Source organism: Rhodococcoides sp. S146-33 (genome assembly GCF_059489205.1).
The window spans coordinates 109,290-135,815 of sequence record NZ_JCAJWY010000004.1 but is presented as its reverse complement, the minus strand read 5'-3'; the positions used below and the strand labels follow the sequence as shown (position 1 = coordinate 135,815).

Below are 26,526 nucleotides of genomic sequence, written 5' to 3'. Positions count from 1 at the left end.
CCGTTCTCGGCGTGGGACGATGGACATACCCGTTCGCTCATTTCGAACACGCCAGCCGAAGGATACGAGTGCCCAGCTTCGCCGACACGACGTTCACCGATCCGTCCAGGATCAGGAACTTCTGCATCATTGCCCACATCGACCACGGTAAGTCGACGCTGGCAGACCGGATGTTGCAGCTCACGGGCGTCGTCGACGACCGGTCGATGCGCGCACAGTACTTGGACCGGATGGATATCGAGCGCGAGCGCGGAATCACCATCAAGGCGCAGAACGTGCGGCTGCCGTGGGTTGTCGACGGCGAAGAGTTCGTGCTGCACCTCATCGACACTCCCGGTCACGTCGACTTCACCTACGAAGTCTCTCGCGCCCTCGAAGCCTGCGAAGGTGCAGTGCTGCTCGTCGACGCCGCGCAGGGTATCGAGGCGCAGACGCTGGCCAACCTGTACCTGGCTCTCGACAAAGAGCTCACCATCATTCCGGTGCTCAACAAGATCGATCTCCCCGCTGCCGATCCGGATCGCTATGCGGCCGAGATCGCCCACATCATCGGGTGCGAGGCCGACGACGTTCTGCGCGTATCCGGTAAGACCGGTGTCGGCGTGGAAGAACTGCTCAACGAGGTCGTCAAACTGGTCCCGGCTCCGGTCGGAAACCCGGACGGCCCGGCCCGCGCAATGATCTTCGACTCGGTCTACGACACCTACCGCGGCGTCGTCACCTACGTGCGAGTGGTCGACGGTGCGCTCAACCCGCGCGAGAAGGTCACGATGATGTCGACCGGCTCGACGCACGAGTTGCTCGAGGTCGGCATCGTCTCGCCCGATCCCAAGGCCACCAAGGGCTTGGGCGTCGGCGAGGTCGGTTACCTCATCACCGGAGTCAAGGACGTCCGTCAGTCGAAGGTGGGCGACACCGTCACGACCTTCCGCAAGGGCGCAACCGAGCCGCTGACCGGTTATCGCGAGCCTCGACCGATGGTGTACTCCGGTCTCTACCCACTCGACGGCTCGGACTACCCGGACCTGCGTGATGCTCTCGAGAAGCTGCAACTCAACGATGCGGCCCTGACCTACGAGCCGGAGACCTCGGTTGCTCTCGGCTTCGGATTCCGCTGTGGCTTCCTCGGTCTGCTGCACATGGAGATCACCCGCGAACGACTCGAGCGGGAGTTCAACCTCGACTTGATCTCGACCTCGCCGAACGTGGTCTACCGCGTCGAGATGGAAGACGGTGCCGAGCACATCGTCACCAATCCGTCGTACTGGCCCGAGGGCAAGGCGCGGGAAGTGTTCGAGCCGATGGTCAAGTGCACCATCATCTCGCCCAGTGAGTTCATCGGCTCCATCATGGAGCTGTGCCAGGGACGACGTGGCGAGCTCGGCGGCATGGACTACCTGTCCGAGACCCGTGTGGAGTTGCGCTACACGATTCCGATGGCCGAGATCATCTTCGACTTCTTCGACATCCTCAAATCCCGCACCCGCGGGTACGCCAGCCTCGATTACGAGGAGATCGGCGAGCAGGCCGGTGCGCTGGTCAAGGTCGACATCTTGCTGCAGGGTGAGGCCGTGGACGCGTTCTCGGCAATCGTGCACAAGGATAATGCCGCGGCCTACGGCAACAAGATGACGACCAAGCTCAAGGAACTGATTCCGCGTCAGCAGTTCGAGGTGCCGATCCAGGCCGCCATCGGATCGCGCATCATCGCCCGCGAGAACATCCGGGCGATCCGTAAGGATGTGTTGGCCAAGTGCTACGGCGGCGACATCAGCCGTAAGCGCAAGCTGCTCGAGAAGCAGAAAGAGGGCAAGAAGCGGATGAAGACGATCGGTCGCGTCGAGGTGCCGCAGGAAGCCTTCGTCGCCGCACTGTCCTCGGAGTCTTCGTCGGACAAGCCCAAGAAGTAGGGCAGGCATGCGCTCCGGCAACTTCGAGGTGTCTTCGCTCGTATCGAAGTAGCTGTGACACAACCTTTTCCAGCCCCGCACCGTGTTCTCGGTGCGGGGCTGGCTTGTTTTTATGTGTGCTCAGGCGATGTGGGGGCCGGCGCGGGCGTGGGATTGTCGGGGTTGTCGGTAGGGGTCGACGGTGGCCGGTGGGATGAACCAGGGGTGGTTGTCGGTACCGATGAAGACTTCCCAGTCGCTGTGGTGGATGAGTCGGTGATGGAATCCGCAGAGCAGCACGAGGTTGTTCATGTCCGTGGGGCCGCCGTCGGTCCAATGCCAAATGTGGTGTCCCTCTGGCCAGGCGGCGGGTTTGCCGCAGCCGGGGAACGCGCACCCGTGATCGCGGGCGGTGAGGGCGCGTTTCTGTTTCGCGTTCACGGTGCGGGCGGTGCGGGCGAGGTTGATCGGGGAACCGTTCTCGTCCATGACGATCGCGGTCAGGATGCAGTCGCAGGCCAGTTGGCGGGAGGTCTCGCGGGAGAGCGGTCCCATCCAGGGGAGCCATCCGACGGTGGTGCCGTCACCGAACAGGTCCCGATACGCGCCGCGGTCGGCGGCCGGTCCGGTCGAACTGTCGCAACCCCCGCCGCTGCCACTATCGCACCCGTCGCCGCTTCCGCTGCCGCAATCATCGCTGCTGCTGCTGCTGCTGCCGTCGCCGCCACCGCCGCTGCAGTGGGATTCGGTTGCGGTGCTGCCGTTCTCGTAGTTCGGTGTGTCAGTGTCAGTGTCAGTGTCAGTGTCAGAGTCGGAGTCGGAGTCGGAGTCGGAGTCGCTGTCGGCGTTCATGGTGCGGCACAGGTTGGTGAGGTCGCGCAAGGTGATGTGCAGGTTGACGTGCGGCTTTTCCCCGCCTTCGGTCGGTCGGTTACTGGAGGCGAGGTAGCGGTCGAGGATGTGTCCGAAGGCGTCGGCTCTGCGCCGCGCGGGGCTGCGTTCGTCGGGGGTGCCGTCGGCGGCGGGGCGGGGTTCGGTCAACGGTGAGAGCGCGGTGAGGAACTTTTCTCCGGTTATGGCGTCGAAATCCATCTTCGCCACGAGACGTCCGTTGAGGGTGGTGGAGGCGAAGAGTTCGTTGCGGTCGGTGTCGTCGGGTGGTTTCTTGTCGCCGTAGGTGTCGTGGAGTGTGGTGATCGCGGCGCGCAGTGGTCCGGTGCGGGCTTCGGGTCCGGTGGCGGCGGTCAGCAGTGCTGCTCGGGCGAGGTCCTGGCCTTCTTGGGGGAGGTTCTTCGGTGGGGTTTCGGCGAAGGTGAGGATCAGGGCGGCATGGTCGATGGAGATGCCGCCGGTGTCGACGGCGTCGGCGATATCGGGGAAGTTCTTCAGTCCGCGGGCGAGGGCGACGATTTTGGTGGCTTTGCCGGGGGAGAGCAGGGTGGTGGAGGTGAGCCAGCCGGCGGGTCCGGGGAAGCCGAGTTTCTCGCGGGAGACGCGGGTGTCGATTTCGGCGACAAGGGCGATGCGGTGGGCTTCGAGCACTTCAATGTCATGGGACGCCGCGGTGGCGGCCGCGAGGAGTTCGCTTTCGCTCAGTTGCCAGATCGCGGTCGTCATGGGGTGAAGTGTATCGAACATGTATTCGATACACAATGATGTTGCAATCGAAAACTATTGCTCTGCAGAAGAATTCGATACCGCGATTCTGTCGGTGGCGTGTGATAGCGGACGCATGTCGGGTGCGACAGACGGGGCCGTGGCCGGCGAGTACATTTCGAACCTGTGACTACGCCGATCTTGAAGCAGCTCCGTGTGCCCGTTGTCGGTGCCCCGATGGCGGGTGGCCCCAGTACTCCAGAGCTCGCTCGCGCGGTCTCGGAGGCGGGCGGGATAGGCATGATCGCGGGCGCCTTGCTGACACTTGAAGCATTTGCCGCACGAATCGATTCGGTGCGGGGCCTGCCGTTCGGTGTGAACCTCTTTCTGCCGGAGGAGCCGTCCGGTGCCGACGTGGACAGCTACGCCGCGCACCTGGCACCGTGGTTCGAGCGGTTCGACGCCGAACCAGGGGAGCTGCTGCGACGAGACGACTTCTACGCCGAGAAGTTCGCATGGCTGCTCGAGCACCCGGTACCGCTGGTCTCGAGCACGTTCGCGACGTTCGATGCGGACGAGGTAGCCCAACTGCACGCCGTCGGGACCGAGGTGTGGGCCACCGTCGCCACCGCGTCCGACGCGTCGGTGGCCACCGCCAACGGCGTCGACGCCCTCGTTGTGCAGGGGCCCGAAGCCGGTGGACATCGGGGTACGTTCGACGGGTCGTCCCCGGACGAACCGTTGGCCGAATTGCTGTTGGCGATCCGCGAGATCTCGGAACTTCCTCGCATTGCAGCGGGTGGGTTGATGGACGGCAACGACATTGCGCCACTGCTGGATTCGGGTGCCGCCCATGCCGCGCAGCTCGGGACAGCGTTCCTGAACACGCCTGAGGCCGGCACCAAACCGGTGCACCGCGAACAGCTCACACTGGCTCCGGGCACCGCAGTGACGAGGGCGTTCTCGGGCCGTCCCGCGCGGGGTCTGGTGAACGAATTCATGCAGGCGAACTCGGACGTCGCTCCCTTGGCGTATCCCGATCTGCACTACCTGACCGCGCCGATGCGCGCGAAGGCAGCAGCAGTGGGCGACCCGTCGGGACTGTCGATGTGGGCAGGTACCGGCCATCGCCGCGCTCAGGCAAAGCCCGCGGCCGAGCTGATCGCCGACTGGGCGAAGCAGCTAGGCCGCTGAAACCTCTACTCGATCAAGGGTTGGAGTGAGCGGGCTGGAAGTGGCCCGATGCCTGTGCCTCCTCGGCTCGGATGACGTGGACCACTGCGTTGATCAGAGCGAGGTGCGTGAATGCCTGCGGGAAATTACCGAGGTGACGGCCGGTGCGATGATCGATCTCTTCTGCATAGAGCTTGAGCGGGCTCGCGTAACCGAGCAGCCGTTCGCAGAGGTGCTTCGCACGGGGGAGTTCACCGATTTCCACCAAGGCGGAGACCAGCCAGAACGAGCAGATGGTGAACGTTCCTTCCTCACCGGCCAAGCCGTCGTCGGTGGTGTCGGTACGGTAGCGCAGAACCAATCCGTCCTCGGTCAACTCGTCGGCGATGGCGAGCACCGTGGCACGGATTCGCTCGTCGTCGGCCGGTAGGAACCGGAGCAGCGGTGCCAGTAGCAACGACGCGTCCAGCGACGGGTCGCCGTAGCGCTGGGTCAGCACTCCGCGTGAGTCGATGCCGTGCTCGAGAATGTCCGCCTTGATCTCGTCCGCGATCTCGTTCCACTGGTCCGAGTAGTCCTTCTCGCCGTGGATGTCGGCGAGCTTGGCGCCGCGATCGAGCGCGACCCAACACATGAGCTTCGAGGACGTGAAGTGCTGCGGTTCGCCGCGTACCTCCCAGATGCCACGGTCCGGTTTGCGCCAGTTGGCGATCGCTTCCTCGACCTGACGTTTGAGCAGCGGCCACAGAAATTCCGGGACGTGCTCGCGTGACTTGACGTGCAGGTACACGGAGTCGAGCATGGTGCCCCAGATATCGTGCTGCTCTTGGTCGTAGGCACCGTTGCCGATGCGTACCGGCCGCGCGCCGTCGTATCCGGACAAGTGCGTCAGCTCGCTCTCGTCGAGAGTCTTCTCGCCACCGATGCCGTACATCACCTGCAGCGGATTGACCTCGCCGTTCGCCGTCGTCGCCACGTCGGACATGAACGCGAAGAAGTCGTTGGCCTCACGGTCCAGTCCGAGGGTGTAGAGGCCCCACAGTGCGAACGTCGAATCGCGGACCCAGGTGTAGCGGTAGTCCCAGTTACGTTCTCCACCCGGCGTTTCCGGGAGCGACGTGGTCGATGCCGCCAGCAGGGCACCGGTGGGCGCGTAGGTCAGTCCCTTCAATGTCAACGCGCTGCGCTGGAGGTAGCCGCGCCACGGGTGGTCGGGGAACCGCCCGATCGTGATCCACTGTCGCCAACATTCCGACGTCCGCCACATCTTGCTCGCAGCTTCCTCGAAGGTTTGCGGCGCAGGGAGGTCGGACCACGACAGCGCGACGAACACGTTGTCGCCCTCGGTCATTCGGGTTCGAGCTCGAGCCTCACGGCCCTCGATCCCGATCCGAAGATTGGTGGTCAGCTTCAGTGTGGGCTGGTCACCGTCCGCGCTCGCCTCACAGGTTGCGGTGGTCTCCTCGTACACCTTGCCGGTGTACTCCCAGTTCGCGGGTGCCCGGTGGTAGTCGAAGGCGGGCTCGCAGCTCATCTCCAATTCGACAGTGCCGCTGACACATTTGATGGTGCGCAGCAGTATGTGTTCGGCATCCCAGTCGCTCGGTGCGCGCTTGTGGGTGCGAGAGCGCTGATCGGTGTTGTGCCACGGGCCCATCACCAATGCATCACGCACGATCAACCAACCGGTCTCGGTCTGCCACGTGGTCTCGACGATCAGACCGCCGGGCAGATAGCGGCGCGCCGCAGGGACCGACTGACCGTAGGGGCCGACGCGAAAGTGACCGGCGCTGCGATCGAGAATTGCGCCGAAGATGCTGGGGGAGTCCGGCCGGGGCACGCACATCCACTCGACGGATCCGTTGCGCGCGATCAGACACGTGGTCTCGCAGTCCGAGAGGAACGCGTAGTCGTCGATCGGCGGAAAGGCGCTGCGGTAGGACGTCAGGGTGGACACCGGTGCATCGGTACTGCCCAATGCGCCCTGAACTTCGATCCCGCCCAACCCCGGATGGCCCGATCCCATCGCGGGCTCGTCGGCCACCGGAGGCACGGGCGAAACGTCTTCGAATGCCGTCATGGCGTAATCATCGACTTATCGAAGGCAGTCGTCCACTGCTGGTCGTCGATCGGCGTGGCGTGAGCACCGGACGTGCTGGTTTAAGCTGCGAGGGTGGAACCGGTTGCGCGATGGTGGGACGGCGTCGAACTGTGGGTGACGGGCCTGCCGTTCGTACCGCAGGCCACTGTCGTGCTGCTGGTCATCGTGCCGACGGCGTTCCTGCTGGCGCGAGTATTCGATCGAGTGCTCGCGGTGGTCCTACGCCTGCTCGGCCGCGACGCTCGCGCTGCTCGCGAGGCGGATTCGACGGGTACCGCCTCCACCACGACGAAGGATGGACAGTAATGCCACGGTCTCGGGTAACGCTGGCGCTCATCGCGCTGCTGGTGCTGGTTGTCATCGCCTGGCTGCTCACGAGGTAGGGCCCCGTCACAACGACTCGGCGGACGGCTGCGCCGTCTAGTCGCCGGGCGCGTCCGCTGAATTAGAGTCCGTCCGAAACCTCTGCTAGATTTCTGACCGTGTCTTCTGCCGCCGAGTACCGCGTCCGCCATCAGTTGGCGTTGATTGCTGTCGGCATGTTGGCAGTCGCCGATATCGACTGTTGTTGATTCTTTCCTCCGTCGAATCGGTTTTCTCGATCCGTGTGTCCGCCTCGCGTGACGTGGGTCGTCCATGTTTCCCGCTGCAGCCATGGTGATGTCGCGCTGCCGATGTGGTGTCCGGTTCGACTCGGGGAGTGACTACTTCGACCACTTCGTTCTCCGTACACACCATTCATGAAAGGCCATCTTTCGATGAGTCATAGCTCTCGTTACCTGCTGACGACCTTCGCCGCCGTGGGAGCACTTCTTCTCACCGCGTGCGGCGGTGGATCGAGTGACGTCGTCGGCGGCGGATCGGACACCGCCAGCGGTCCCGCATTGACCCTGGTGGGATACGCCGTCCCCAAGAACGGTTGGGACGCAATCGGTCCCGCTTTTGCGGCCACCGAGAATGGTGAGGGCACCGCCATCAACGCCGACTACGGTGCCTCGGGCAACCAGTCCCGCAAGGTGGCCGACGGCGCACCCGCCGACATCGTGAATTTTTCGGTCGAACCGGATATCACTCGACTCGTGAAGGCCGGAAAGGTCGACGAGGACTGGAACCAGAATGCCTACGGCGGCGTGCCGTTCGGTTCTGTGGTCACCATCGTCGTGCGTGAGGGCAACCCGAAGAACATTCGTACCTGGGACGACCTGATAAAGCCCGACGTTCAGGTCATCAGCCCCAGTCCACTCAGCTCCGGCTCGGCCAAGTGGAATCTTCTCGCTCCGTACGCGGCGAAGAGTAACGGCGGCCAGGACAAGCAGGCCGGTCTCGATTTCGTTCGTACCCTCGTCTCCGATCATTTCCCGGTTCAGCCCGAATCCGGCCGCGCGGCAACAGAAGCCTTCCTGCAGGGGCAGGGTGATGCGCTGCTCAGCTACGAGAACGAGGCACTTCTCATCGATCAGCAGGGTCAGCAGGTGGAGCACGTGGACGTTCCTGTCACGTTCCGCATCGACAATCCGGTGGCAGTGATCAACAGCAGTGCCAACCTCGATCGGGCCAATGCGCTGAACGATTTCATCTACACCGACGAGGGACAGAAGATCTGGGCCGAGGCAGGCTTCCGCCCGACGAACCCGGACATCGCCTCGGAGTACTCCGACAAGTTCTTCACTCCCGAAAAGCTCTACACCATCGATGATCTCGGCGGCTGGACTCAGGTCGACACCGATCTGTTCGGCGACAACGGCGCAATCGCGACGATCTATCAGGAAAGTACTCGGTAGAAATCGATGTCATCTTCGACCACCGAAGCCGCAGCTGCGGGTTCGCCCGTCCCTCCCGGCACGAGACCTCGGTATCGTGCCGGGCGGGAAGGCCGAAAGTTCAGGGGCCCCGGGTCGGTGGGACCACTCGGCCTCGGGGTCGCCGTGCTGTGGCTCAGCGTCATCGTGTTGCTTCCGCTGGCCGCGTTGACGGTTCAGTCTTTCGACGCCGGCCTTGCCGGATTCTGGGACGCGATCACCGAATCCCGCGCCATCGCCACGTTCAAGGTGACGCTGGTCGTCTCCGTCGCGGCCGCAGTGATCAATCTGTTCCTGGGCACCCTCATCGCGTGGGTCCTCGTTCGGGACGAGTTCCCGGGTAAACGATTCGTCAACGCCCTGATCGATCTGCCGTTCGCTTTGCCGACCATCGTGGCCAGTTTGGTGTTGTTGTCGCTGTACGGCCCGGCCAGTCCGATCGGCTTGGTGTTCAACGCAACCAAGCCCGCGGTCGTCGTTGCGCTGTTGTTCGTCACCTTGCCGTTCGTGGTCCGTGCGGTGCAACCGGTGTTGATCGAGTTGGACAAGGACGTCGAGGAGGCGGCCGCGTCGCTCGGAGCCAACAACTGGACTATCTTTCGGCGCATCGTTCTGCCCGTGCTGCTCCCCGCGGTGTTGTCGGGCGGGGGCCTCGCCTTCGCCCGCGCGATCGGCGAATTCGGGTCGGTGGTGCTCATCGGCGGCAACATCCCCGACGACACGCAGGTTGCCTCGCAGTACATTCGCGAGCTGATCGAATACGACCGGCCGATCGACGCCGCGGCAATCTCGGTGGTGTTGTTGGCTATTGCGTTCGCTGTGCTGTTCGTGCTTCGCATCATCGGTAACCGCCTGGCGAGACGGGAGGAGCAGCTCTCGTGAAGATCAGTCTTCCCGTAAAACTGTCGCTGCGCCTGATTGCGTTGATCTATCTCGCTGTACTCGTGCTCTTTCCGCTCGCTGCCATCCTGTACCGAACGTTCGAAGACGGCGTCGTGTCGTTCTTCGAGCAGATCACCACTCCCGCGGCACAATCGGCCTTGCAGCTGTCGCTCTTGATCGTTGCCATCGTGGTACCGATCAACGTCGTCTTCGGTGTGGTCACCGCGCTGGCGTTGGTACGAGGGCGGTTCCGCGGCAAAGGCGTGCTCGAGGCGATCGTCGATCTGCCGTTCGCGGTGTCGCCGATCATCACCGGTGTCGCGCTGATTCTTCTCTGGGGTGCCAACGGGTGGTTCGGAGGCGTCGAAAGTCTCGGCTTCAAGGTGATTTTCGCGCTTCCCGGCATGGTGATAGCGACTATTTTCGTGACGCTGCCGTTCGTCGTACGCGAAGTCGAACCGGTGCTGTACGAGATAGGCGAAGAGCAGGAAGAAGCAGCATCGACCTTGGGTGCAAGCTCCTGGCAGACGTTCTGGCGCATCACCCTTCCGGCGATCCGGTGGGGCCTGACCTACGGCGTCGTGCTCACCGTCGCACGTTCTCTCGGCGAGTTCGGTGCGGTCATCATGGTCTCGACCAACTTGCCCGGAATCTCGCAAACACTGACTTTGCTGGTCAATTCACGGTACGAGGACTTCAACCAACAGGGCGCGTACGCCGCGTCCACGCTGCTGATGGCGATCGCCGTCATCGTGCTGTTGCTGATGACGGTTCTCGACAAGAAGAGGACGAAGTAATGACCGAGAAATCGTCCGAGATCGAGATCTCCGTCGTCGGTGCCAACAAGCACTACGGCGATTTCGCTGCTCTCGACAACGTCAGCATCGACATCCCCAAGGGCTCGTTGACGGCGCTGCTCGGCCCCAGCGGCTCGGGCAAGTCCACCTTGCTGCGCTCGATCGCCGGCCTCGAACAGCTCGATTCCGGTCGGGTGGTGCTCGCCGGCCAGGACGTGACATGGGTCAGCCCGCAGCGCCGCGAGATCGGCTTCGTCTTTCAGCACTATGCGGCGTTCAAGCACCTCACAGTGCGAGACAACGTGGCGTTCGGTCTGCAGATCCGCAAGCGCCCCAAGGCCGAGATCGCCAAGAAGGTCGACGAGCTGCTCGAGATCGTCGGGCTGGCGGGCTTTCAGAGTCGTTACCCGGCGCAGCTTTCCGGTGGACAGCGGCAGCGTATGGCGCTGGCTCGCGCTCTCGCGGTGGACCCGCAGGTGCTGCTCCTCGACGAGCCCTTCGGTGCGCTGGACGCGAAGGTGCGCGCCGATCTACGTACGTGGCTGCGTCGCCTGCACGACGAGGTGCACGTCACCACGGTTCTGGTCACCCACGACCAGGAGGAGGCCCTCGACGTCGCGGATCGGATCGCGGTGCTCAACAAGGGTCGAATCGAGCAGGTCGGCAGCCCGGAGGATCTGTACGACAGACCGGCCAACAACTTCGTCATGTCGTTCCTGGGGCAGGTGGCCAAGTTGAACGGACTTCTGGTGCGCCCGCACGACATTCGCGTCGGGCGTGATCCGTCGTTGGCGCAGGCCCAGGCCAGCGGTACTGCAGAATCGGCCGGCGTGACGCGTGCCGTGGTCGAGCGCGTGGTGCATCTCGGTTTCGAGGTGAAGGTCGAGCTGAAGAACGCGGCGACCGGTGAACTGTTCGCCGCGCAGATCACCCGAGGCGACAGTGAAGCACTCGGACTTCGCGAGGGCGAGACCGTCTACGTGCGAGCGACTCGTGTGCCGACGATCGCCGACGCCACCGATGTGGATCGGGCAACGGCCGAGTCGTAGCGACGCGATACCAGCTCGGCCAGAGCTGGGTGAGCTCCGATCACGTCGGCGTGCACCACGTCCGGTCGATCCGACAGTGATGCTTCGATCCGGTCGGTGAGCAGTCCCGGGGCCAGGAACCACGGTGCCACGACGATGCGAGTGGCACCCATCGTGCGCAACTGCGCGACGGCGTCGTCAGGAGACGGCTCGACGGACGTTGCGAAACAGGTGATGGCCCCGGCCCAGCTCGTCCCGGCGAGCAATTTCTGGGCTACCACTCGGGTTCGCTGATTCGCCGCTGCCACCGAGGATCCGACCGCAGCCAATGCGACACCCACGGTCGGATCCTTCAGTGCGACATCGGTATCGAGGATGCGGTCACGGACTGCCTCGATCAGCAGGTTGTCGTCGCCGAGCACGTCGGCCTGCACGATCGACGCATGCGCATGTCTGGCACGTGCGTCGGCAAGTAGCTCCGGGAGGTCGACCTTTGCATGAAAAGCCTTGCCCAGCAACAACGGGACGCACACGATGCGCGTGTGTCCGTCGTCGACCACCGCGTCGACGACGTGCCCGACGCCGGGCTCGGTGAGGTCGAGGAACGCGACGCGGACGTCCAGATCCGGTCGCCGCCGACGCAGGACGTCGACGGCGCGCAGGACCGTTGCGCTCGAGCGCGGGTCACGACTGCCGTGGGCAACCGCGATCAGTGCGGTCACGCCGGAACTGCCGACCCCAGCTCGACTGCAGCCAGAGCGTTGCCGACGAGCCCGGCGGCCAGTGTGTTGCCGCCTGCCGGATCGATGAGCAAGAAGCTGCCGGTGTGTCGGTTGACGGCGTAGTCGTCCGCCACGATGGGTTCGGCCACCCGCACCGAGATGCGGCCGATCTCGTTGAGCTCCAACGATTCCGGGTTCTCCTGTGCGGTGAGCTGCTGTTCGTCGAATCGCTCGATCAAAGCCCCGACGATGGCCTGCGTGGTGCGGGTCCCGTGCTTGAGCAGCAGGCGAGCCCCCGGGCGAAGCGGCTTCTCCGCCAGCCAGCACACGGTGGCCTCGAAATCGCCGATCGGCTCCGGTGCGTCCTGCGGGGAGGCGATGGTGTCGCCGCGCGAGACGTCGACGTCGTCGGCCAGGACGAGCGTGACACTGCGTCCAGCGTGAGCTGTGCGCAATTCGCCGTCCGCAGTATCGATCCGCTCGACCGTGGTTCTGGTACCGGAGGGCAGAATGACGACCTCGTCGCCGACGTCCACGGTGCCTGCTGCGACCTGCCCGGCGTACCCGCGATAGTCGGGGAAGTCGGCTGTGCGAGGCCGGATCACGTACTGCACGGGGAATCGCAGACCGACGCGGTGCGGTTCGGCGTCGACCGGTACCGCCTCGAGGTGTTCGATGAGGGTGGGTCCGTCGTAGTACGGGGTCTTGTCGGACTTGACCGCGACGTTGTCACCGTGCAGCGCGGACACCGGAATTTCGATGACGTCCTCGGTGGACCAGCCGAGCGAGGAGGTCAGCGAATTGAACTCTGCCGAGATCTCGGCGAAGACGGTCGCAGGGTCCTCGACCAGATCGATCTTGTTGACGGCGAGCACCAGGCGCGGAACGCCGAGGAGGGCCAGAACCGCTGCATGCCTTCGGGTCTGAGTGATCACGCCTTTGCGGGCGTCGACGAGCAGGATGACCAACTGCGCCGTCGACGCGCCCGAGACGGTGTTGCGGGTGTACTGCACATGGCCGGGGGTGTCGGCCAGAACGAAGGAGCGATTGGGCGTCGCGAAGTACCGGTAGGCAACGTCGATCGTGATGCCCTGTTCGCGCTCGGCACGCAGGCCGTCGACGAGCAGCGACAGATCGGGAGTGGACAATCCTTTGTCCACCGAAGCCCGAGTGACGGCATCGATCTGGTCTGCCAGAACGGATTTGGTGTCGTACAACAGCCGTCCGACGAGAGTGGACTTGCCGTCGTCGACGCTACCCGCGGTGGCGAGGCGAAGAAGCTGCGTTCCTGTGCTGCTCATCAGAAGTATCCTTCTCGTTTGCGATCTTCCATGGCAGCCTCGGAGACGCGGTCGTCGCCGCGAGTGGCTCCGCGTTCGGTCAGTCTCGATGCGGCGACCTCGGCGAGAATCGCTTGGTTGTCGGCGGCCTCGGACAGCACGGCACCGGTGGTGGATCCGTCGCCGACGGTGCGGTAGCGCACCGACAGGGTCTGCAGCTCTTCGCCCTCGGCCGGTCCGCCCCACACTCCCGGGGTCATCCACATGCCGTCGCGCTGGTACACGGGGCGCTGGTGGGCGTAGTAGATGCTCGCCAATTCCACATCGTCGCGGGCGATGTAGCGCCAGATGTCGAGTTCGGTGAAGTTGCTGAGCGGGAACACGCGTACCTGCTCACCCGGTGAATGCCTGCCGTTGTACAGGTTCCACAATTCGGGACGCTGCTTCTTGGGCTCCCACTGGCCGAATGCGTTGCGCAACGAAAAGATTCGCTCCTTCGCGCGGGCTCGCTCCTCGTCGCGTCGGGCACCGCCGAAGACGGCGTCGAATCGATTCTCGGAGATCGCGTCGAGAAGCGGCACGGTCTGCAACGGGTTGCGGATGCCGTCGGGGCGCTCGGTGAGGCGCCCGTCGGCGAGGTACTCCTCGACGCTGGCCACGTGCAGGCGCAGGTTGTACTTCGCGACGACGTGATCGCGGAAGTCCAGCACCTCCTGCAGGTTGTGACCGGTGTCGACGTGAAGCAGCGCGAACGGCAGTGGAGCGGGCCAGAACGCCTTGATTGCCAAATGCAGCAGAACGGTCGAGTCCTTGCCACCGGAGAACAGGATGACGGGGCGCTCGAACTCGCCCGCCACCTCGCGGAAGATATGGATGGCCTCGGATTCGAGTGCGTCGAGGGTGTCGAACCGATCTGCATCGAGATGGGTTCGACCGACGGTGGCCGAGGTGAGGTCGAGTGTCATGAGGCGTGCAACCCACATTCGGTCTTGGCCTTGCCGGCCCAACGGCCGCTACGCGGGTCGGCTCCGGGGGCAGGTTTGACGGTGCACGGTGCGCACCCGATGGATGGATAGCCCTCGTCGACGAGGGGGTTGACCAGAATCGAATGTTCGTCGATGTAGGCCTGCATCTCCTCGTCGGACCACGGTGCGATCGGGTTGATCTTTACCAGGCCGAAGGCGTCGTCGAAAGAGATGAGCGGGGCGTTGGCCCGGGTGGGGGCCTCGACCCGACGGATGCCGGTGACCCAGGCGCTGTAGTTCGCCAGCTCCTTCTTCAAGGGCGCGACCTTGCGCATCGCGCAGCAGCGATTGGGCTCGCGGGCGAACAGGTCCTTGCCCTCGATCGAATCCTGCTCTGCAACAGTCTTTTCGGCGCGTGCGTTGACGACTCTGACGCCGTAGACCGACTCGACGGCGTCGCGCGTTCCGATGGTCTCGGCGAAGTGATAGCCGGTGTCGAGGAACAGCACGTCCACTCCGGGATGGACCTGTGCGGCGAGGTGAACGAGAACACCGTCCTGCATGTTGGAGGCGACGATGAAGTCGTTACCGAAGTTGTCCTCGGTCCACTGCAGCAGCTCCAGCGGGCTGGCGCCGTCGAGCTCACGGGCACCGCGCTCGGCGATGTCCTTCAATTCCTCTACCGTCAAATTCAGCCTGGTACTCATCGCAAATCCGCCTCGTCTGCTCGCACGGCCCACTGAGCGAACCGTTCGCCGTCCTCGCGGTGCTTGTCGAAATTGCGCACCACTCTGTCGATGTAATCTCCCAGCTCGGAGCTGTTGACCTTGTGCTGGCGCAACTTTCGGCCGAACGCACTGTCCAGACCGAGGCTGCCTCCGAGGTGAACCTGGAAACCCTCGATCTGATTCCCGTCCCCGTCGTCGACCAACTGACCCTTGAACCCGATGTCGGCGATCTGCGATCGCGCGCACGAGTTGGGGCAGCCGTTGATGTTGATGGTGATCGGAACGTCGAGTCGACTGTTGATGTCGGACAAGCGCTCTTCGAGCTCGGGCACGAGAACCTGTGAGCGCTTGCGGGTTTCGGCGAACGAGAGCTTGCAGAACTCGATGCCGCTGCACGCCATCAGGTTCTTGCGCCAGTGCGAGGGGCGGGCAGGCAGGCCCAGCGCATCGAGGTCGGAGATCAGCTGCTCGAGCGTGTCGTCCGGAACGTCGAGGACGATCAGCTTCTGGTACGGCGTGAACCGGACGCGATCCGACCCGGCCTTCTCGGCTGCGTCGGCCACCGCGGCGAGGATTGTCCCCGAGACGCGGCCCGCGATGGGGGCCACGCCGACGGCGTTGAGCCCGTTCTTGAGTTTCTGGATCCCGACATGATCACGGGGCCGAGCGGGCTTCTCGGGAGCCGGGCCGTCGATGAGCTTCCGGTGCAAGTACTCGTCCTCGAGGACCTGGCGGAACTTCTCGATGCCCCAGTCCTTGATGAGGAACTTCAGGCGCGCCTTGGTGCGAAGCCGGCGGTATCCGTAGTCGCGGAAGATCGAGACAACGCCTTCCCAGACGTCGGGTACGTCCGCGAGGGGGATCCACACCCCGACGCGTTGCGCGAGCATGGGATTGGTGGACAGCCCGCCGCCGACCCACAGGTCCAGACCCGGTCCGTGCTCGGGATGTACGACGCCCACGAACGCGCAGTCGTTGATCTCGTGCACCACGTCCTGCAGGCCCGAGATCGCCGTCTTGAACTTGCGCGGCAGGTTCGAGTACTCGGGCTTGCCGATGTAGCGCTCGACGATCTCGTCGATGGCCGAGGTGGGATCGAGGATCTCGTCGACGGCCTCACCCGCCAGCGGAGAACCGAGCACGACGCGCGGGCAGTCGCCGCACGCCTCGGTGGTCTTCAACCCGACTGCTTCGATCCGACGCCAGATCTCGGGGACGTTCTCGACCTCGATCCAGTGGAACTGCACGTTCTCACGATCGGACAGGTCGGCGGTGTCGCGACCGAACTCCTTCGAGATCTGCGCCAGGGTGCGCAATTGCTCGAGATTCAGAGCGCCGGCATCGCACCGGATGCGCATCATGAAGTACTTCGCCTCGAGCAAGTCGATGTTGTCGTCACCGGTGAACGTTCCGTCGTAGCCCTGCTCACGCTGGGTGTAGAGGCCCCACCAGCGGAAACGGCCGCGCAGGTCGCCCTTGTCGATGCTGTCGAAACCCTGCTTCGAGTAGATGTTCTCGATGCGGGCGCGCACGTTGAGCGGATTGTCGTCCTTCTTGGACTGCTCGTTGGCGTTCAGTGGCTCCCGGTAACCCAGTGCCCACTGTCCCTCGGCACGACGCTTGGTCGGCCGCGGCGTGCGCTCCCGTGGTGTGACGGAGGCAGCGTCGGTGGTCGCGTCGCTGGTCGACGACATGCATTGCTCCTGCATCTTCTGTGCTGGCCGGCTCCGATCGTGGCGCAGTAGTGCGCTGACGAGACGTGCGGAACCGGTGGATCGAATGGACGTGCTCGAAGGAGGGCTGGGTCAGCAGCCGGTCGTGTGTCGACACGACGCGCTGCAGACACGGCCGAGATCGACATGGCGGCGCGCCACGAGTCGAATTCCTGAGTCGGTCACGGGTGCCATTGTGCCACGTCATCAGGGCGGCAGAAGACTGCGGCGACTATTTACCCCGATTTCGGGGTAAATAGGCTGGCAGGACCGTCGACAGTGCACTCGGCGACGGGTGGGAAGACGGCCCGCACTCTCTGGGAGACTGGAGTCCGTGAATACCGTCGTACCCGCCCCGTCCACCTTCGAGTTGCCGACCGAGGCGTTCGACGGCGTGGGGGACCGGGCGTTCGGGATCTACGTGCACGTTCCGTTCTGCGCCACGCGATGCGGCTACTGCGACTTCAACACCTATACGGCCGGGGAGCTGGGCACGTCGGCGTCGCCGCAGTCCTGGTTGGAGGGCCTGCGCCGTGAGCTCGACATCGCCGCGGCTCTGATCGAAGCGGGAACAGGCCGCGTCCCGACAGCCGACACCGTCTTCGTCGGTGGCGGCACACCGTCGCTACTCGGGGGCGACGGATTGGCCGAAGTCCTGGGTGCGGTCCGGTCGAGTTTCGGTCTCACCGACGGCGGCGAGGTGACCACCGAATCGAATCCGGAATCGACGTCTCCGGAGTTCTTCGACCGACTCCGCGCCGCAGGTTTCACCCGGGTCTCTCTCGGAATGCAGTCCGCCGCACCGCATGTGCTCGCAGTTCTCGATCGCACCCACACACCGGGTCGAGCGGTCGCTGCAGCAAAGGAGGCTCGCGCGGCCGGGTTCGAGCATGTCAACCTCGACCTGATCTACGGCACTCCGGGCGAGCGGGACAGCGACCTCGATCAGTCTCTTGCCGCCGTGCTCGAGGCGGGCGTCGACCACGTCTCGGCGTACGCGCTGATCGTCGAGGACGGCACGGCCATGGCCCGCAAAGTGCGCCGCGGTGAGCTGCCCGCCCCGGACGACGACGTGCTGGCAAGCCGGTACGAACGCATCGACAGGGCGTTGAACGCCGCAGGACTGTCCTGGTACGAGGTGTCGAACTGGGCCACCGACGAGGCCGCGCAATGTCGCCACAACATCGGCTACTGGGACGGCGGCGACTGGTGGGGCGCGGGGCCCGGCGCACACAGCCACATCGGCGGGACCCGGTTCTGGAACGTCAAGCATCCGGCGGCATACGCGGATCGCGTGGCCACCGGGGTGCTACCGGTGCACGGCAGCGAATTACTCAGCGCCGAGGACCGACACCTGGAGGAGCTGATGTTGACCGTCCGACTCCGCACGGGCGTGCCGGTGAGTGTGCTCGCGCCGGCCGAGCGCGCCGCTGCCGACCAGGCGGTCGCAGACGGGTTGATGGCGGCGCAGGGCGACCATCTCGTGCTGACCGACCGAGGACGACTGCTCGCCGACGCGGTAGTGCGCAGCATCGCGTCCGCCTGAGAAACCTGGCTTCAGGCACTCAGAGCGTCGTAGTCGAACACTCTGGCGTGCAGCACCGTTCGATTTCGCAATGCCGCGCGTACGGCGCGGTGCAGACCGTCTTCGAGATAGATGACGCCACGGAACTGCACGGCGTGGGGGAAGAGGTCTCCGTAGAAGGTGGAGTCCTCGGACAGCAATCGGTCGAGTTCGAGCACCTTCGTGGTGGTGACGATTTCGTCCAGGCGAAGCTGTCGCGGCGGGATTCTCGACCAGTCGCGGATGGACAGGCCGTGCTCGGGGTACGGCTTACCGTCACGAACACCCTTGAAGATCATCGCGAGCCCCGAGCCGCTGGACCGAATCGAAAGAACGTTTCCACTCGGACCACAGTAAGGCCTTGCACGAGCATGCGTACCTCGGCTACTAGACTCGAGCGACGATTGGAAACGAGAACGGAGGTGGGCACCGATGTCGAGCACCGACGACAGGCGGTTCGAGGTTCTACGAGCGATCGTGGCGGACTACGTGTCCACCCAGGAACCCGTCGGTTCGCGCGCACTGGTCGAGCGACACAATCTCGGCGTCTCGAGTGCCACCGTGCGTAACGACATGGCTGTTCTCGAGGCCGAGGGATACATCGCTCAACCGCACACCAGCTCCGGTCGGGTACCGACCGACAAGGGGTATCGCCAGTTCGTCGATCGGATCGCCGACGTCAAGCCGCTGTCGGCGGCCGAGCGCCGGGCCATTCTGGAATTCCTCGAGAACGGCGTCGACCTCGACGATGTGCTGCGGCGCGGCGTCCGACTTCTGGCGCAGTTGACCCGGCAGGTTGCCGTGGTGCAGTACCCCACGCTGTCGGCGTCGTCGGTTCGGCACCTCGAGGTCGTGGCGCTCACCCCGGCTCGGTTGTTGCTCGTGCTCATCACGGACTCGGGGCGCGTCGATCAGCGCATCGTCGAGCTCGGTGACGTCCTCGACGACGAGAACCTGTCGCAGCTGCGCCGCCTGCTCGGCAGCGCCCTGGAAGGAAAGCGACTGGCAGCGGCTTCCGTAGCGGTGGCCGAGCTCGCCGAGAACGCTCCGGCCGGGCTACGGGACGCCATGATCCGTTCGGCCACGGTGCTGGTGGAATCGCTGGTGGAGCACCCCGAGGAACGCTTGGTACTCGGCGGTACGGCCAACCTGACACGCAACGCCGCGGACTTCGCCGGCGACGCGGGGTTTCCCGGATCGCTCCGAGCGGTACTCGAGGCATTGGAAGAGCAAGTGGTGGTGCTCAAACTGCTCGCAGTGACGCAGGACACTCGCACCGTGACCGTGCGAATCGGTGAGGAAACGCAGGTCGAGGAGATGCGCGGAACGTCGGTGATTTCCACCGGCTACGGGTCGGCTGGCATGGTCCTCGGAGGAATGGGTGTGCTGGGGCCGACCCGGATGGACTACCCAGGAACAATCGCGTCGGTCGCCGCGGTTGCCAGGTACATCGGCGAGGTCCTGGCCGAGCGCTAGAGACGAGCGAGAACCGAACGAAAACCGGCAGCGGGGGCACGAGCCGCCGGTACGCAGCAGCAACGAACGAGATTCATCTTCTAGGACGAAAGAGACGACGTGGCACGGGATTATTACGGGACTTTGGGCGTCGGCCAGCAGGCGACGGACCAGGAGATCAAGCGCGCCTATCGAAAACTGGCGCGAGAACTGCACCCGGACGTCAACCCGGACGAGGCCGCGCAGGCGCGGTTCAAGGAAATTTCCACCGCGTACGAGGTGCTCTCCGATCCGGAGAAGCGTCGCATCGTCGACCTCGGCGGCGATCCGCTGCAGCAGGGCGGCGGAGGCGGCGGCGGTGGATTCGGCGGAGCCGGGTTCGGCGGTGGCCTGGGGGATGTGTTCGAGGCATTCTTCGGCGGCGGTGCCGGTGGGTCTCAGCGCGGTCCCAAGGGGCGTGTGCAACCGGGAGCGGATTCGCTGCTGCGCACCAAACTCACCCTGGACGAGTGCGCCACGGGCGTGACCAAGCACATCACCGTCGACACCGCGATCCTGTGCGATCTGTGCACTGGCTCGGGCACCAACGGTGACTCCAAGCCTGTCCGGTGCGACACCTGCGGCGGCGCGGGTGAGGTGCAGTCGGTGCAACGCTCGTTCCTGGGCCAGGTCATGACCAGCCGGCCGTGCCCCACGTGCCGCGGCGCGGGCGAGACCATTCCCGATCCTTGCCGCAAGTGTGGCGGCGACGGGCGAGTGCGCTCGCGTCGCGACATCTCGGTCAAGGTCCCCGTCGGCGTGAGCAACGGCATGCGGATCCGTCTTGCCTCGCAGGGCGAGGTCGGACCGGGCGGTGGCCCTGCGGGAGATCTGTACGTGGAGATCGTCGAACAGCAGCACGAGGTGTTCGTCCGTGACGGTGACGATCTGCACTGCACCGTGCGCGTTCCGATGGTGGACGCCGCCCTCGGCACCTCGGTGAACATCGACGCAATCATCGACGGGCCCACCGAAATTTCGATCGAGCAAGGCACACAACCGAATTCGACGACTGTGCTGCGCGGGCACGGAATGCCCAAGCTCCGTTCCGGTATTCGCGGTGACCTGCATGCCCACCTCGAGGTCATCGTGCCGACCAAGCTGGACAGCAAGCAGACCCATCTGCTCGAACAGCTCAAGTCGATGCGAGACCGCGATGGGGCCGAGGTCGTCACCACCGGTTCGGCACACAGCGGTGGACTGTTCTCGCGGTTGCGGGAAGCGTTCAGCGGTCGTTGATCCATGGCCCCCACGGTCTTCTATCTCTCGCCGTTGCCGAACGTCGGCGAGCTCGCCGTGCTCGACGGCAAGGAAGGGCATCACGCCGCGACGGTGCGACGCATTCGCGTCGGCGAGCGGGTGCTGCTCGGTGACGGAGCGGGCGGCTTGGCCGACACGGTCGTTGCCGCCGCGGAGAAGAATCGGCTCGAGTTGACCGTGCAGTCACGCAGCGAGATGCCGCCGCCGACCCCGATGGTGACGCTGGTGCAGGCGTTACCCAAGGCAGATCGTTCGGAACTGGCCGTCGAGCTGGCCACCGAGGCCGGTGTCGATGCTGTGGTGCCGTGGCAGTCCGCGCGTTGCGTGGCCCGCTGGGAAGGACCCAAAGCGACCAAGGGCGTTGCACGGTGGCGCAGCACTGCTGCCGAAGCGGCCAAGCAGTCGCGTCGGGCATTCATCCCCGACGTTGCGGAGCTGCACGATTCGATCGCCGTGTACGCCCTGGTCGGCGCGATCGTTGCGCGCGGCGGGATCGTCGCCGTGCTGCACGAGGGTGCAACCTCGGCGTTTCGGGAACTGCCGTTCGACTCGGTTCCCGAGGTCGCGCTCGTCGTCGGGCCCGAAGGTGGCCTCGACGACCGGGAAGTCGCTGCTCTGACCGAGGCCGGGGCAACCCCGGTGGTGTTGGGACCCACGGTGCTGAGGACGTCGACGGCAGGAGCCGTGGCCCTCGGTGCCCTCGGAGTACTCACCTCGCGCTGGACGCAACTGCCCCCGGACTTTCGGAACGCATGAGCGCACGGATCAAGATTGCGTACGGCGATCACGCGCAGCAATTCGGCCATCTCTACCTCCCGTCCGAGCCTGTCGATGCGTCGACGCCGGTCGTCGTGGTGATACACGGTGGATTCTGGAGTGGGCAGTACGGATCGAACCTGGGCACCCAATTCGCGCGCGCGGTCGCGGGAGCCGGTGCGGTGGCGTGGAACATCGAATATCGCCGTGTCGGCGCGGGTGGGCATTGGCCCGAGATGCAGTCCGACGTCCTCGCTGCTCTCGACGTGGTTGCCGGTGAGGTTCAACACCACGCCCCGGCCGGAATCGACGACGTTCGCGTCATCGGACATTCCGCCGGCGGGCACCTGGCGGTGTGGCTCGGCGGCGAAACCGGCTCCAAGGTCCGCCCGTCGCGCATCGTCTCGCAGGCCGGCGTACTCGACCTCGAGCCACGCGGTGCATCGGGCCGCACCAATCCGGCGGTCGAGGCGTTGCTGCAGGCTCGATACGAGGACGACCCGGAGCTGTACCGATCGGCTTCGCCCGCTGCCCGCGCACCCATCGGTATCCCGACGATCTGCTTGCACGGGTCGAAGGACGTCCAGGTCCCGGCGGCGCAGAGCGAGCGGTACGTCGACACGGCGAGAACAGCCGGAGACGACGCGCAGCTGATCATCGTCCCGGGCGAGGACCACTTCGCGTTCCTGAATCCGGATTCGCGGTGTTGGGTGCTCTCGCTCGACGCCGTGCTGGGCCGGAGCGGCGAGTAATCGGAATGCGCATCGATGTCGCGGCGTTAAACTTCATTCGAACACCGATCCAGGTCTTCGGAGTCGAAACAAGAGAGCAGGCCATAGCCACCACGTGAGTGAACACAGCGAATTTCCCGCCGAGCGCGATGTTCGGTCCACCTTGGAGCTCGCCCCCGAAGCAGTGATGCCACTGCTGGGACAGTCCGACGAGAACCTGCGGGCGCTCGAGCAGATGCTGACGGCAGACATCCACGTACGAGGAAACGCCGTGACGCTCACCGGAAAAGTGGCCGACGTGGCGCTCGCCGAACGGGTGATCTCCGAATTGGCCGCGCTGGCCAAGCGCGCCCAGCCGCTCACTCCTGACGCCGTCCGCCGCTCGATCGCCATGCTCACCGAGGGCGTGTCGGACTCGCCGGCCGAGGTGCTGAGCTTGGACATTCTTTCTCGGCGCGGCAAGACCATCAGGCCCAAGACGCTGAACCAGAAGCGGTACGTGGACGCGATCGACGTCAACACCATCGTGTTCGGCATCGGGCCCGCCGGTACCGGCAAGACGTACCTGGCGATGGCCAAGGCCGTTCAGGCGCTGCAGACCAAGCAGGTCAGCCGCATCATTCTGACGCGCCCGGCCGTCGAAGCGGGGGAGCGCCTCGGCTTTCTGCCCGGTACCTTGCACGAGAAGATCGACCCGTACCTGCGCCCGCTGCACGATGCGCTGCACGACATGATGGACGACGAGGCGATCCCCAAGCTGATGCAAGCAGGCGTCATCGAGGTCGCTCCGCTCGCGTACATGCGTGGTCGCACGCTCAACGATGCGTTCATCATTCTCGACGAGGCGCAGAACACCACGGCCGAGCAGATGAAGATGTTCCTGACGCGTCTCGGCTTCGGCTCGAAGATCGTCGTCACCGGCGACGTCACCCAGGTCGACCTTCCGGGTGGCGCAAAATCTGGATTGCGTGCCGCATCCGAGATTCTCACCGACGTCGACGACATCCACTTCGCGCAGCTCACCAGCAGCGACGTGGTGCGGCACCGGTTGGTCTCGGAAATCGTCGACGCGTACGAGCGGTTCGAGTCGGCCGGAGAAAGCGTGATCCCCAACCGCGAACAACGCCGTACCGGCGGACCGCGTTCGGCGAGAAGATGATTCAGACGCAGGCAACGAGAGCGTGGGTAGTGGCCAGATGAGTATCGAAGTGTCCAACGAGTCGGGGATGGACATCTCCGAACCCGAGCTGGTCTCGGTCGCACGATTCGCGATCGCCGGTATGGACGTGCATCCCGCAGCGGAACTGTCCATGGTGCTGGTGGATTCGGCGACGATGGCGGATCTGCACATGCGGTGGATGGATCTGCCCGGGCCCACCGACGTGATGTCCTTCCCGATGGACGAGCTCGAGCCGGGTGGCCGTCCCGACGCTCCCGATCCCGGACCGGCGATGCTCGGTGACATCGTGCTGTGCCCGTCGTTCGCTGCGGATCAGGCTGCTGCTGCGGGCCATTCGCTCGAACACGAGCTCGCATTGCTGACGGTGCACGGAGTGTTGCATCTGCTCGGTTACGACCACGCCGAGCCGGACGAAGAAAAAGAAATGTTCGAGCTGCAGAACCGCCTTCTGGCCGAATGGTACGAGGATGCCAGGCGGGCCGAGCAAGCCGCGGAACAGGCAGCCCGCGATGCCCGGTTGCTGGGCAAAGCCGGTTTCGTCGACGGTGTCGATCGGTGACGTACGTGATCGGACCGGTCGAAGTGCGGGGTTCTGACACGTGAGCAGTGCTGTTGCACTCATCGTCTTCGCTGTCCTTCTGGTCCCTCTCGGCGGTCTGTTCGCCGCTGTCGATTCCGCGCTGAACACGGTCTCGCGTGCGCGCATCGACGACATGGTCAAGGACGAGCGGCCGGGTGCCACTGGCCTCGTCGTCGTGGTTGCCGACCGCCCGCGCTACGTGAACCTGATGGTGCTGCTGCGCATTCTGTGCGAAATCGGCGGCACCGTCCTGCTCGCGGGCGGCCTGACTCAGCTGATCGATTCCACGACGGCCCTTGTCGTCACCGCGGTGGCCATGGTGCTGGTCAGCTACGTCGTGATCGGTGTCGGACCGAGAACCCTCGGCCGGCAGAACGCGTACTCGATCGCCCTTGCGGCAGCCTTTCCGCTGCGCGCACTCGGTTGGCTCCTCGGACCGATCAGCAGACTGCTCATTCTCATCGGTAATGCGATCACCCCGGGTAAGGGATTTCGCAACGGCCCGTTCGCGTCCGAGATCGAACTGCGCGAGTTGGTGGACATGGCCCGCGAGCGCGGCGTCGTGGCCGACGACGAGCGTCGGATGATCCAATCCGTGTTCGAGTTGGGGGACACCTCCGCCCGTGAGGTCATGGTTCCGCGTCCCGAAATGGTGTGGATCGAGTCGGACAAGTCGGCCGGACAGGCCACGTCGTTGGCCGTCCGCAGTGGACACTCGCGCATCCCGGTGATCGGCGAGAACGTGGACGACGTGGTCGGTGTCGTGTACCTCAAAGACCTTGTGCAGCAGACGTATTACTCCACCGATGGTGGCCGCGGGGTGCAGGTCTCCGAGCTGATGCGTCCGGCGGTGTTCGTTCCCGACTCCAAGGCGCTCGACAGTCTGCTCGCCGAGATGCAGCGCGACAGAAACCACATGGCCCTGCTGGTCGACGAATACGGAGGCATCGCAGGCCTGGTGACCATCGAGGACGTCATCGAGGAAATCGTCGGCGAGATCGCCGACGAATACGACTCCGACGAGGTAGCGCCCATCGAGGAGCTCGACGACGGACGGTATCGGGTGTCCTCCCGCGTGCCGCTCGAAGACCTCGGCGAGATCTTCGGGATCGAGATCGAATCCGAGGAGGTGGACACCGTCGGTGGACTGCTCGGATACGAGCTGGGCCGCGTGCCGCTGCCCGGCGCTCAGGTGATGACCCACGGACTGCTGCTGCGCGGTGAAGGTGGGGCCGACCCCAAGGGCCGCGTCCGCATCACCACCGTGCTGGTCGAAAAGATAGAACCCGACGAAGAATCCACCGAGGACGACGACTCGTCGGACGTCACTCACCAACACTGAAATCTGGAGGTGCTCTTGTGTCCGAGCAGAACAACGGTGAGTTCCGATCCGGATTCGTCTGTTTCGTAGGCCGACCCAACACCGGCAAGTCCACCCTGACCAATGCGTTGGTGGGGTCGAAGATCGCCATCACGTCCTCGCGTCCGCAGACGACGCGGCACACCATTCGCGGCATCGTGCACCGTGAGCACGCGCAGCTGATTCTCGTCGACACCCCCGGATTGCACCGGCCCAGAACGCTTCTGGGGCAGCGACTCAACGATCTGGTGCAGGACACGTACTCCGAGGTCGACGTCATCGGCCTGTGTATCCCGGCCGACGAGAAGATCGGACCGGGGGACCGATGGATCCTCGAGCAGGTTCGCCACATCGCGCCCAAGACCACCTTGATCGGCATCGTTACCAAGATCGACAAGGTCAAGAAGGAACGCGTCGTGCAGCAGTTGATGGCGCTGTCGAAGCTCCTCGGCGACTCCAGTCACGTGATTCCGGTATCGGCCGAATCCGGTGAGCAGGTGGAGAAGCTGGTCGATCTGCTGGCGTCCGAACTACCACCGGGCCCGGCGTTCTACCCCGACGGTGAGCTGACCGACGAGCCCGAGGAAATCCTCATGGCCGAGCTCATCCGCGAGGCAGCGCTCGAAGGCGTCCGCGACGAGCTACCCCACTCTCTGGCCGTCGTCATCGAAGAAGTCGTGCCCCGCGAAGGTCACGACAACATGCTCGACGTCCATGCGATTCTCTACGTCGAGCGGTCGAGTCAGAAGGCCATCATCATCGGTAAGGGCGGATCGCGACTCAAAGAGGTCGGCACGGCGTCGCGACTGCAGATCGAGAAGTTGCTCGGCACCAGGATCTACCTGGACCTGCACGTGAAAATCGCCAAGGACTGGCAGACCGACCCCAAGCAGATGGGCAAGCTCGGCTTCTGACCGGAGCGGCTGCGC

25 protein-coding genes are annotated in these 26,526 nt (G+C 64.7%); 17 read left to right on the top strand and 8 right to left on the bottom strand.

What is annotated here, in order from left to right; all coding sequences use genetic code 11:
- The first annotated feature begins 62 nt into the window (after positions 1-62).
- Entirely contained in the window at positions 63-1,910 is a 1,848-nt protein-coding gene (gene lepA, locus AC5WEY_RS18485) for a translation elongation factor 4 (protein ID WP_371829190.1), read from the top strand.
- A gap of 120 nt (positions 1,911-2,030) precedes the next feature.
- Here the strand turns inward: lepA and AC5WEY_RS18480 are convergent, their stop codons facing one another.
- Positions 2,031-3,506 (bottom strand): HNH endonuclease signature motif containing protein, encoded by a 1,476-nt coding sequence (locus AC5WEY_RS18480; RefSeq protein WP_495647004.1) that lies wholly within the window; start codon positions 3,504-3,506, stop codon positions 2,031-2,033.
- A gap of 165 nt (positions 3,507-3,671) precedes the next feature.
- On the opposite strand from AC5WEY_RS18480, the gene AC5WEY_RS18475 reads away from it, so the two are divergent.
- Positions 3,672-4,679 (top strand): nitronate monooxygenase, encoded by a 1,008-nt coding sequence (locus tag AC5WEY_RS18475; protein ID WP_495647003.1) that lies wholly within the window; start codon positions 3,672-3,674, stop codon positions 4,677-4,679.
- A gap of 13 nt (positions 4,680-4,692) precedes the next feature.
- Here the strand turns inward: AC5WEY_RS18475 and AC5WEY_RS18470 are convergent, their stop codons facing one another.
- Positions 4,693-6,738, bottom strand: a complete 2,046-nt coding sequence (locus tag AC5WEY_RS18470; RefSeq protein ID WP_057479904.1) for a glycoside hydrolase family 15 protein — start codon at positions 6,736-6,738, stop codon at positions 4,693-4,695.
- A gap of 93 nt (positions 6,739-6,831) precedes the next feature.
- Here AC5WEY_RS18470 and AC5WEY_RS18465 point away from each other — a divergent pair, with 93 nt between their 5' ends.
- The 6 genes from AC5WEY_RS18465 (at position 6,832) to AC5WEY_RS18440 (ending at position 11,286) form a co-directional block, all read left to right on the top strand.
- Positions 6,832-7,065, top strand: coding sequence for a hypothetical protein (locus AC5WEY_RS18465; protein ID WP_057479905.1), 234 nt, complete (start codon positions 6,832-6,834; stop codon positions 7,063-7,065).
- Positions 7,066-7,241: 176 nt separating this feature from the next.
- Positions 7,242-7,331 (top strand): Ms4533A family Cys-rich leader peptide, encoded by a 90-nt coding sequence (locus tag AC5WEY_RS18460; RefSeq protein ID WP_310180897.1) that lies wholly within the window; start codon positions 7,242-7,244, stop codon positions 7,329-7,331.
- Between the two features lie 186 nt (positions 7,332-7,517).
- Positions 7,518-8,540 carry a sulfate ABC transporter substrate-binding protein gene (locus AC5WEY_RS18455; protein ID WP_495647002.1) on the top strand — a complete coding sequence of 341 codons (1,023 nt, stop codon included), beginning with the start codon at positions 7,518-7,520 and terminating at the stop codon, positions 8,538-8,540.
- A 6-nt stretch (positions 8,541-8,546) separates the two neighbouring features.
- Positions 8,547-9,440: a sulfate ABC transporter permease subunit CysT gene (cysT, locus tag AC5WEY_RS18450; protein WP_200936733.1), complete on the top strand. Its 894-nt coding sequence runs from the start codon at positions 8,547-8,549 to the stop codon at positions 9,438-9,440.
- Positions 9,437-10,237, top strand: coding sequence for a sulfate ABC transporter permease subunit CysW (gene cysW, locus AC5WEY_RS18445; protein ID WP_495647001.1), 801 nt, complete (start codon positions 9,437-9,439; stop codon positions 10,235-10,237). The genes cysT and cysW overlap by 4 nt, the downstream gene beginning before the upstream one ends.
- Positions 10,237-11,286 (top strand): sulfate/molybdate ABC transporter ATP-binding protein, encoded by a 1,050-nt coding sequence (locus tag AC5WEY_RS18440; RefSeq protein ID WP_057479907.1) that lies wholly within the window; start codon positions 10,237-10,239, stop codon positions 11,284-11,286. The genes cysW and AC5WEY_RS18440 overlap by 1 nt, the downstream gene beginning before the upstream one ends.
- Here AC5WEY_RS18440 and AC5WEY_RS18435 read toward each other — a convergent pair.
- Genes AC5WEY_RS18435 through AC5WEY_RS18415 form a run of 5 tightly spaced genes read right to left on the bottom strand, consistent with a single transcriptional unit; the run spans position 11,214 to position 16,654 of the window.
- A complete protein-coding gene (locus AC5WEY_RS18435) occupies positions 11,214-11,987 on the bottom strand; it encodes a sirohydrochlorin chelatase (protein WP_495647000.1) in 774 nt (257 codons plus the stop codon). The genes AC5WEY_RS18440 and AC5WEY_RS18435 overlap by 73 nt on opposite strands.
- Positions 11,984-13,288, bottom strand: a complete 1,305-nt coding sequence (locus AC5WEY_RS18430; RefSeq protein WP_495646999.1) for a sulfate adenylyltransferase subunit 1 — start codon at positions 13,286-13,288, stop codon at positions 11,984-11,986. Before AC5WEY_RS18430 ends, AC5WEY_RS18435 begins: the two co-directional genes overlap by 4 nt.
- Positions 13,288-14,232: a sulfate adenylyltransferase subunit CysD gene (gene cysD / locus AC5WEY_RS18425; RefSeq protein ID WP_057479973.1), complete on the bottom strand. Its 945-nt coding sequence runs from the start codon at positions 14,230-14,232 to the stop codon at positions 13,288-13,290. Before cysD ends, AC5WEY_RS18430 begins: the two co-directional genes overlap by 1 nt.
- Positions 14,229-14,939 (bottom strand): phosphoadenylyl-sulfate reductase, encoded by a 711-nt coding sequence (locus AC5WEY_RS18420; RefSeq protein WP_495646998.1) that lies wholly within the window; start codon positions 14,937-14,939, stop codon positions 14,229-14,231. Before AC5WEY_RS18420 ends, cysD begins: the two co-directional genes overlap by 4 nt.
- Positions 14,936-16,654, bottom strand: a complete 1,719-nt coding sequence (locus AC5WEY_RS18415) for a nitrite/sulfite reductase (protein ID WP_495646997.1) — start codon at positions 16,652-16,654, stop codon at positions 14,936-14,938. Before AC5WEY_RS18415 ends, AC5WEY_RS18420 begins: the two co-directional genes overlap by 4 nt.
- Before the next feature lie 352 nt (positions 16,655-17,006).
- Here AC5WEY_RS18415 and hemW point away from each other — a divergent pair, with 352 nt between their 5' ends.
- Positions 17,007-18,218: a radical SAM family heme chaperone HemW gene (hemW, locus tag AC5WEY_RS18410; protein ID WP_495646996.1), complete on the top strand. Its 1,212-nt coding sequence runs from the start codon at positions 17,007-17,009 to the stop codon at positions 18,216-18,218.
- 11 nt (positions 18,219-18,229) lie between these two features.
- On the opposite strand, the gene AC5WEY_RS18405 is transcribed toward hemW, so the two are convergent.
- Positions 18,230-18,535, bottom strand: coding sequence for a type II toxin-antitoxin system VapB family antitoxin (locus AC5WEY_RS18405; protein ID WP_032379172.1), 306 nt, complete (start codon positions 18,533-18,535; stop codon positions 18,230-18,232).
- A gap of 133 nt (positions 18,536-18,668) precedes the next feature.
- Here AC5WEY_RS18405 and hrcA point away from each other — a divergent pair, with 133 nt between their 5' ends.
- The 8 genes from hrcA to era all read left to right on the top strand — a co-directional run bounded on the left by hrcA (position 18,669) and on the right by era (position 26,511).
- Positions 18,669-19,712: a heat-inducible transcriptional repressor HrcA gene (hrcA, locus tag AC5WEY_RS18400; protein WP_032379171.1), complete on the top strand. Its 1,044-nt coding sequence runs from the start codon at positions 18,669-18,671 to the stop codon at positions 19,710-19,712.
- Positions 19,713-19,811: 99 nt separating this feature from the next.
- Positions 19,812-20,969, top strand: a complete 1,158-nt coding sequence (gene dnaJ / locus AC5WEY_RS18395; RefSeq protein ID WP_495646995.1) for a molecular chaperone DnaJ — start codon at positions 19,812-19,814, stop codon at positions 20,967-20,969.
- A gap of 3 nt (positions 20,970-20,972) precedes the next feature.
- Entirely contained in the window at positions 20,973-21,746 is a 774-nt protein-coding gene (locus AC5WEY_RS18390; protein WP_495646994.1) for a 16S rRNA (uracil(1498)-N(3))-methyltransferase, read from the top strand.
- A complete protein-coding gene (locus AC5WEY_RS18385; protein ID WP_495646993.1) occupies positions 21,743-22,498 on the top strand; it encodes an alpha/beta hydrolase family protein in 756 nt (251 codons plus the stop codon). Before AC5WEY_RS18390 ends, AC5WEY_RS18385 begins: the two co-directional genes overlap by 4 nt.
- Positions 22,499-22,592: 94 nt before the next feature.
- Complete coding sequence (locus tag AC5WEY_RS18380) at positions 22,593-23,636, top strand: PhoH family protein (protein WP_057479915.1); 1,044 nt, start codon at positions 22,593-22,595, stop codon at positions 23,634-23,636.
- Between the two features lie 37 nt (positions 23,637-23,673).
- Positions 23,674-24,216 (top strand): rRNA maturation RNase YbeY, encoded by a 543-nt coding sequence (ybeY, locus tag AC5WEY_RS18375; protein WP_057479916.1) that lies wholly within the window; start codon positions 23,674-23,676, stop codon positions 24,214-24,216.
- 40 nt (positions 24,217-24,256) lie between these two features.
- Positions 24,257-25,579 carry a hemolysin family protein gene (locus AC5WEY_RS18370; RefSeq protein ID WP_495646992.1) on the top strand — a complete coding sequence of 441 codons (1,323 nt, stop codon included), beginning with the start codon at positions 24,257-24,259 and terminating at the stop codon, positions 25,577-25,579.
- A gap of 17 nt (positions 25,580-25,596) precedes the next feature.
- Positions 25,597-26,511, top strand: coding sequence for a GTPase Era (gene era / locus AC5WEY_RS18365; protein ID WP_032379164.1), 915 nt, complete (start codon positions 25,597-25,599; stop codon positions 26,509-26,511).
- Positions 26,512-26,526: the final 15 nt, after the last annotated feature.

Bases quoted from the DNA above. Each gene is read 5' to 3' on its own strand.
- AC5WEY_RS18480 (WP_495647004.1), bottom strand. From the start codon at position 3,506: ATGACGACCGCGATCTGGCAACTGAGCGAAAGCGAACTCCTCGCGGCC.
- AC5WEY_RS18470 (WP_057479904.1), bottom strand. From the start codon at position 6,738: ATGACGGCATTCGAAGACGTTTCGCCCGTGCCTCCGGTGGCCGACGAG.
- AC5WEY_RS18455 (WP_495647002.1), top strand. From the start codon at position 7,518: ATGAGTCATAGCTCTCGTTACCTGCTGACGACCTTCGCCGCCGTGGGA.
- cysT (WP_200936733.1), top strand. From the start codon at position 8,547: ATGTCATCTTCGACCACCGAAGCCGCAGCTGCGGGTTCGCCCGTCCCT.
- AC5WEY_RS18440 (WP_057479907.1), top strand. From the start codon at position 10,237: ATGACCGAGAAATCGTCCGAGATCGAGATCTCCGTCGTCGGTGCCAAC.
- AC5WEY_RS18430 (WP_495646999.1), bottom strand. From the start codon at position 13,288: ATGAGCAGCACAGGAACGCAGCTTCTTCGCCTCGCCACCGCGGGTAGC.
- cysD (WP_057479973.1), bottom strand. From the start codon at position 14,232: ATGACACTCGACCTCACCTCGGCCACCGTCGGTCGAACCCATCTCGAT.
- AC5WEY_RS18420 (WP_495646998.1), bottom strand. From the start codon at position 14,939: ATGAGTACCAGGCTGAATTTGACGGTAGAGGAATTGAAGGACATCGCC.
- AC5WEY_RS18415 (WP_495646997.1), bottom strand. From the start codon at position 16,654: ATGTCGTCGACCAGCGACGCGACCACCGACGCTGCCTCCGTCACACCA.
- AC5WEY_RS18405 (WP_032379172.1), bottom strand. From the start codon at position 18,535: ATGATCTTCAAGGGTGTTCGTGACGGTAAGCCGTACCCCGAGCACGGC.
- hrcA (WP_032379171.1), top strand. From the start codon at position 18,669: ATGTCGAGCACCGACGACAGGCGGTTCGAGGTTCTACGAGCGATCGTG.
- AC5WEY_RS18390 (WP_495646994.1), top strand. From the start codon at position 20,973: ATGGCCCCCACGGTCTTCTATCTCTCGCCGTTGCCGAACGTCGGCGAG.
- AC5WEY_RS18385 (WP_495646993.1), top strand. From the start codon at position 21,743: ATGAGCGCACGGATCAAGATTGCGTACGGCGATCACGCGCAGCAATTC.
- ybeY (WP_057479916.1), top strand. From the start codon at position 23,674: ATGAGTATCGAAGTGTCCAACGAGTCGGGGATGGACATCTCCGAACCC.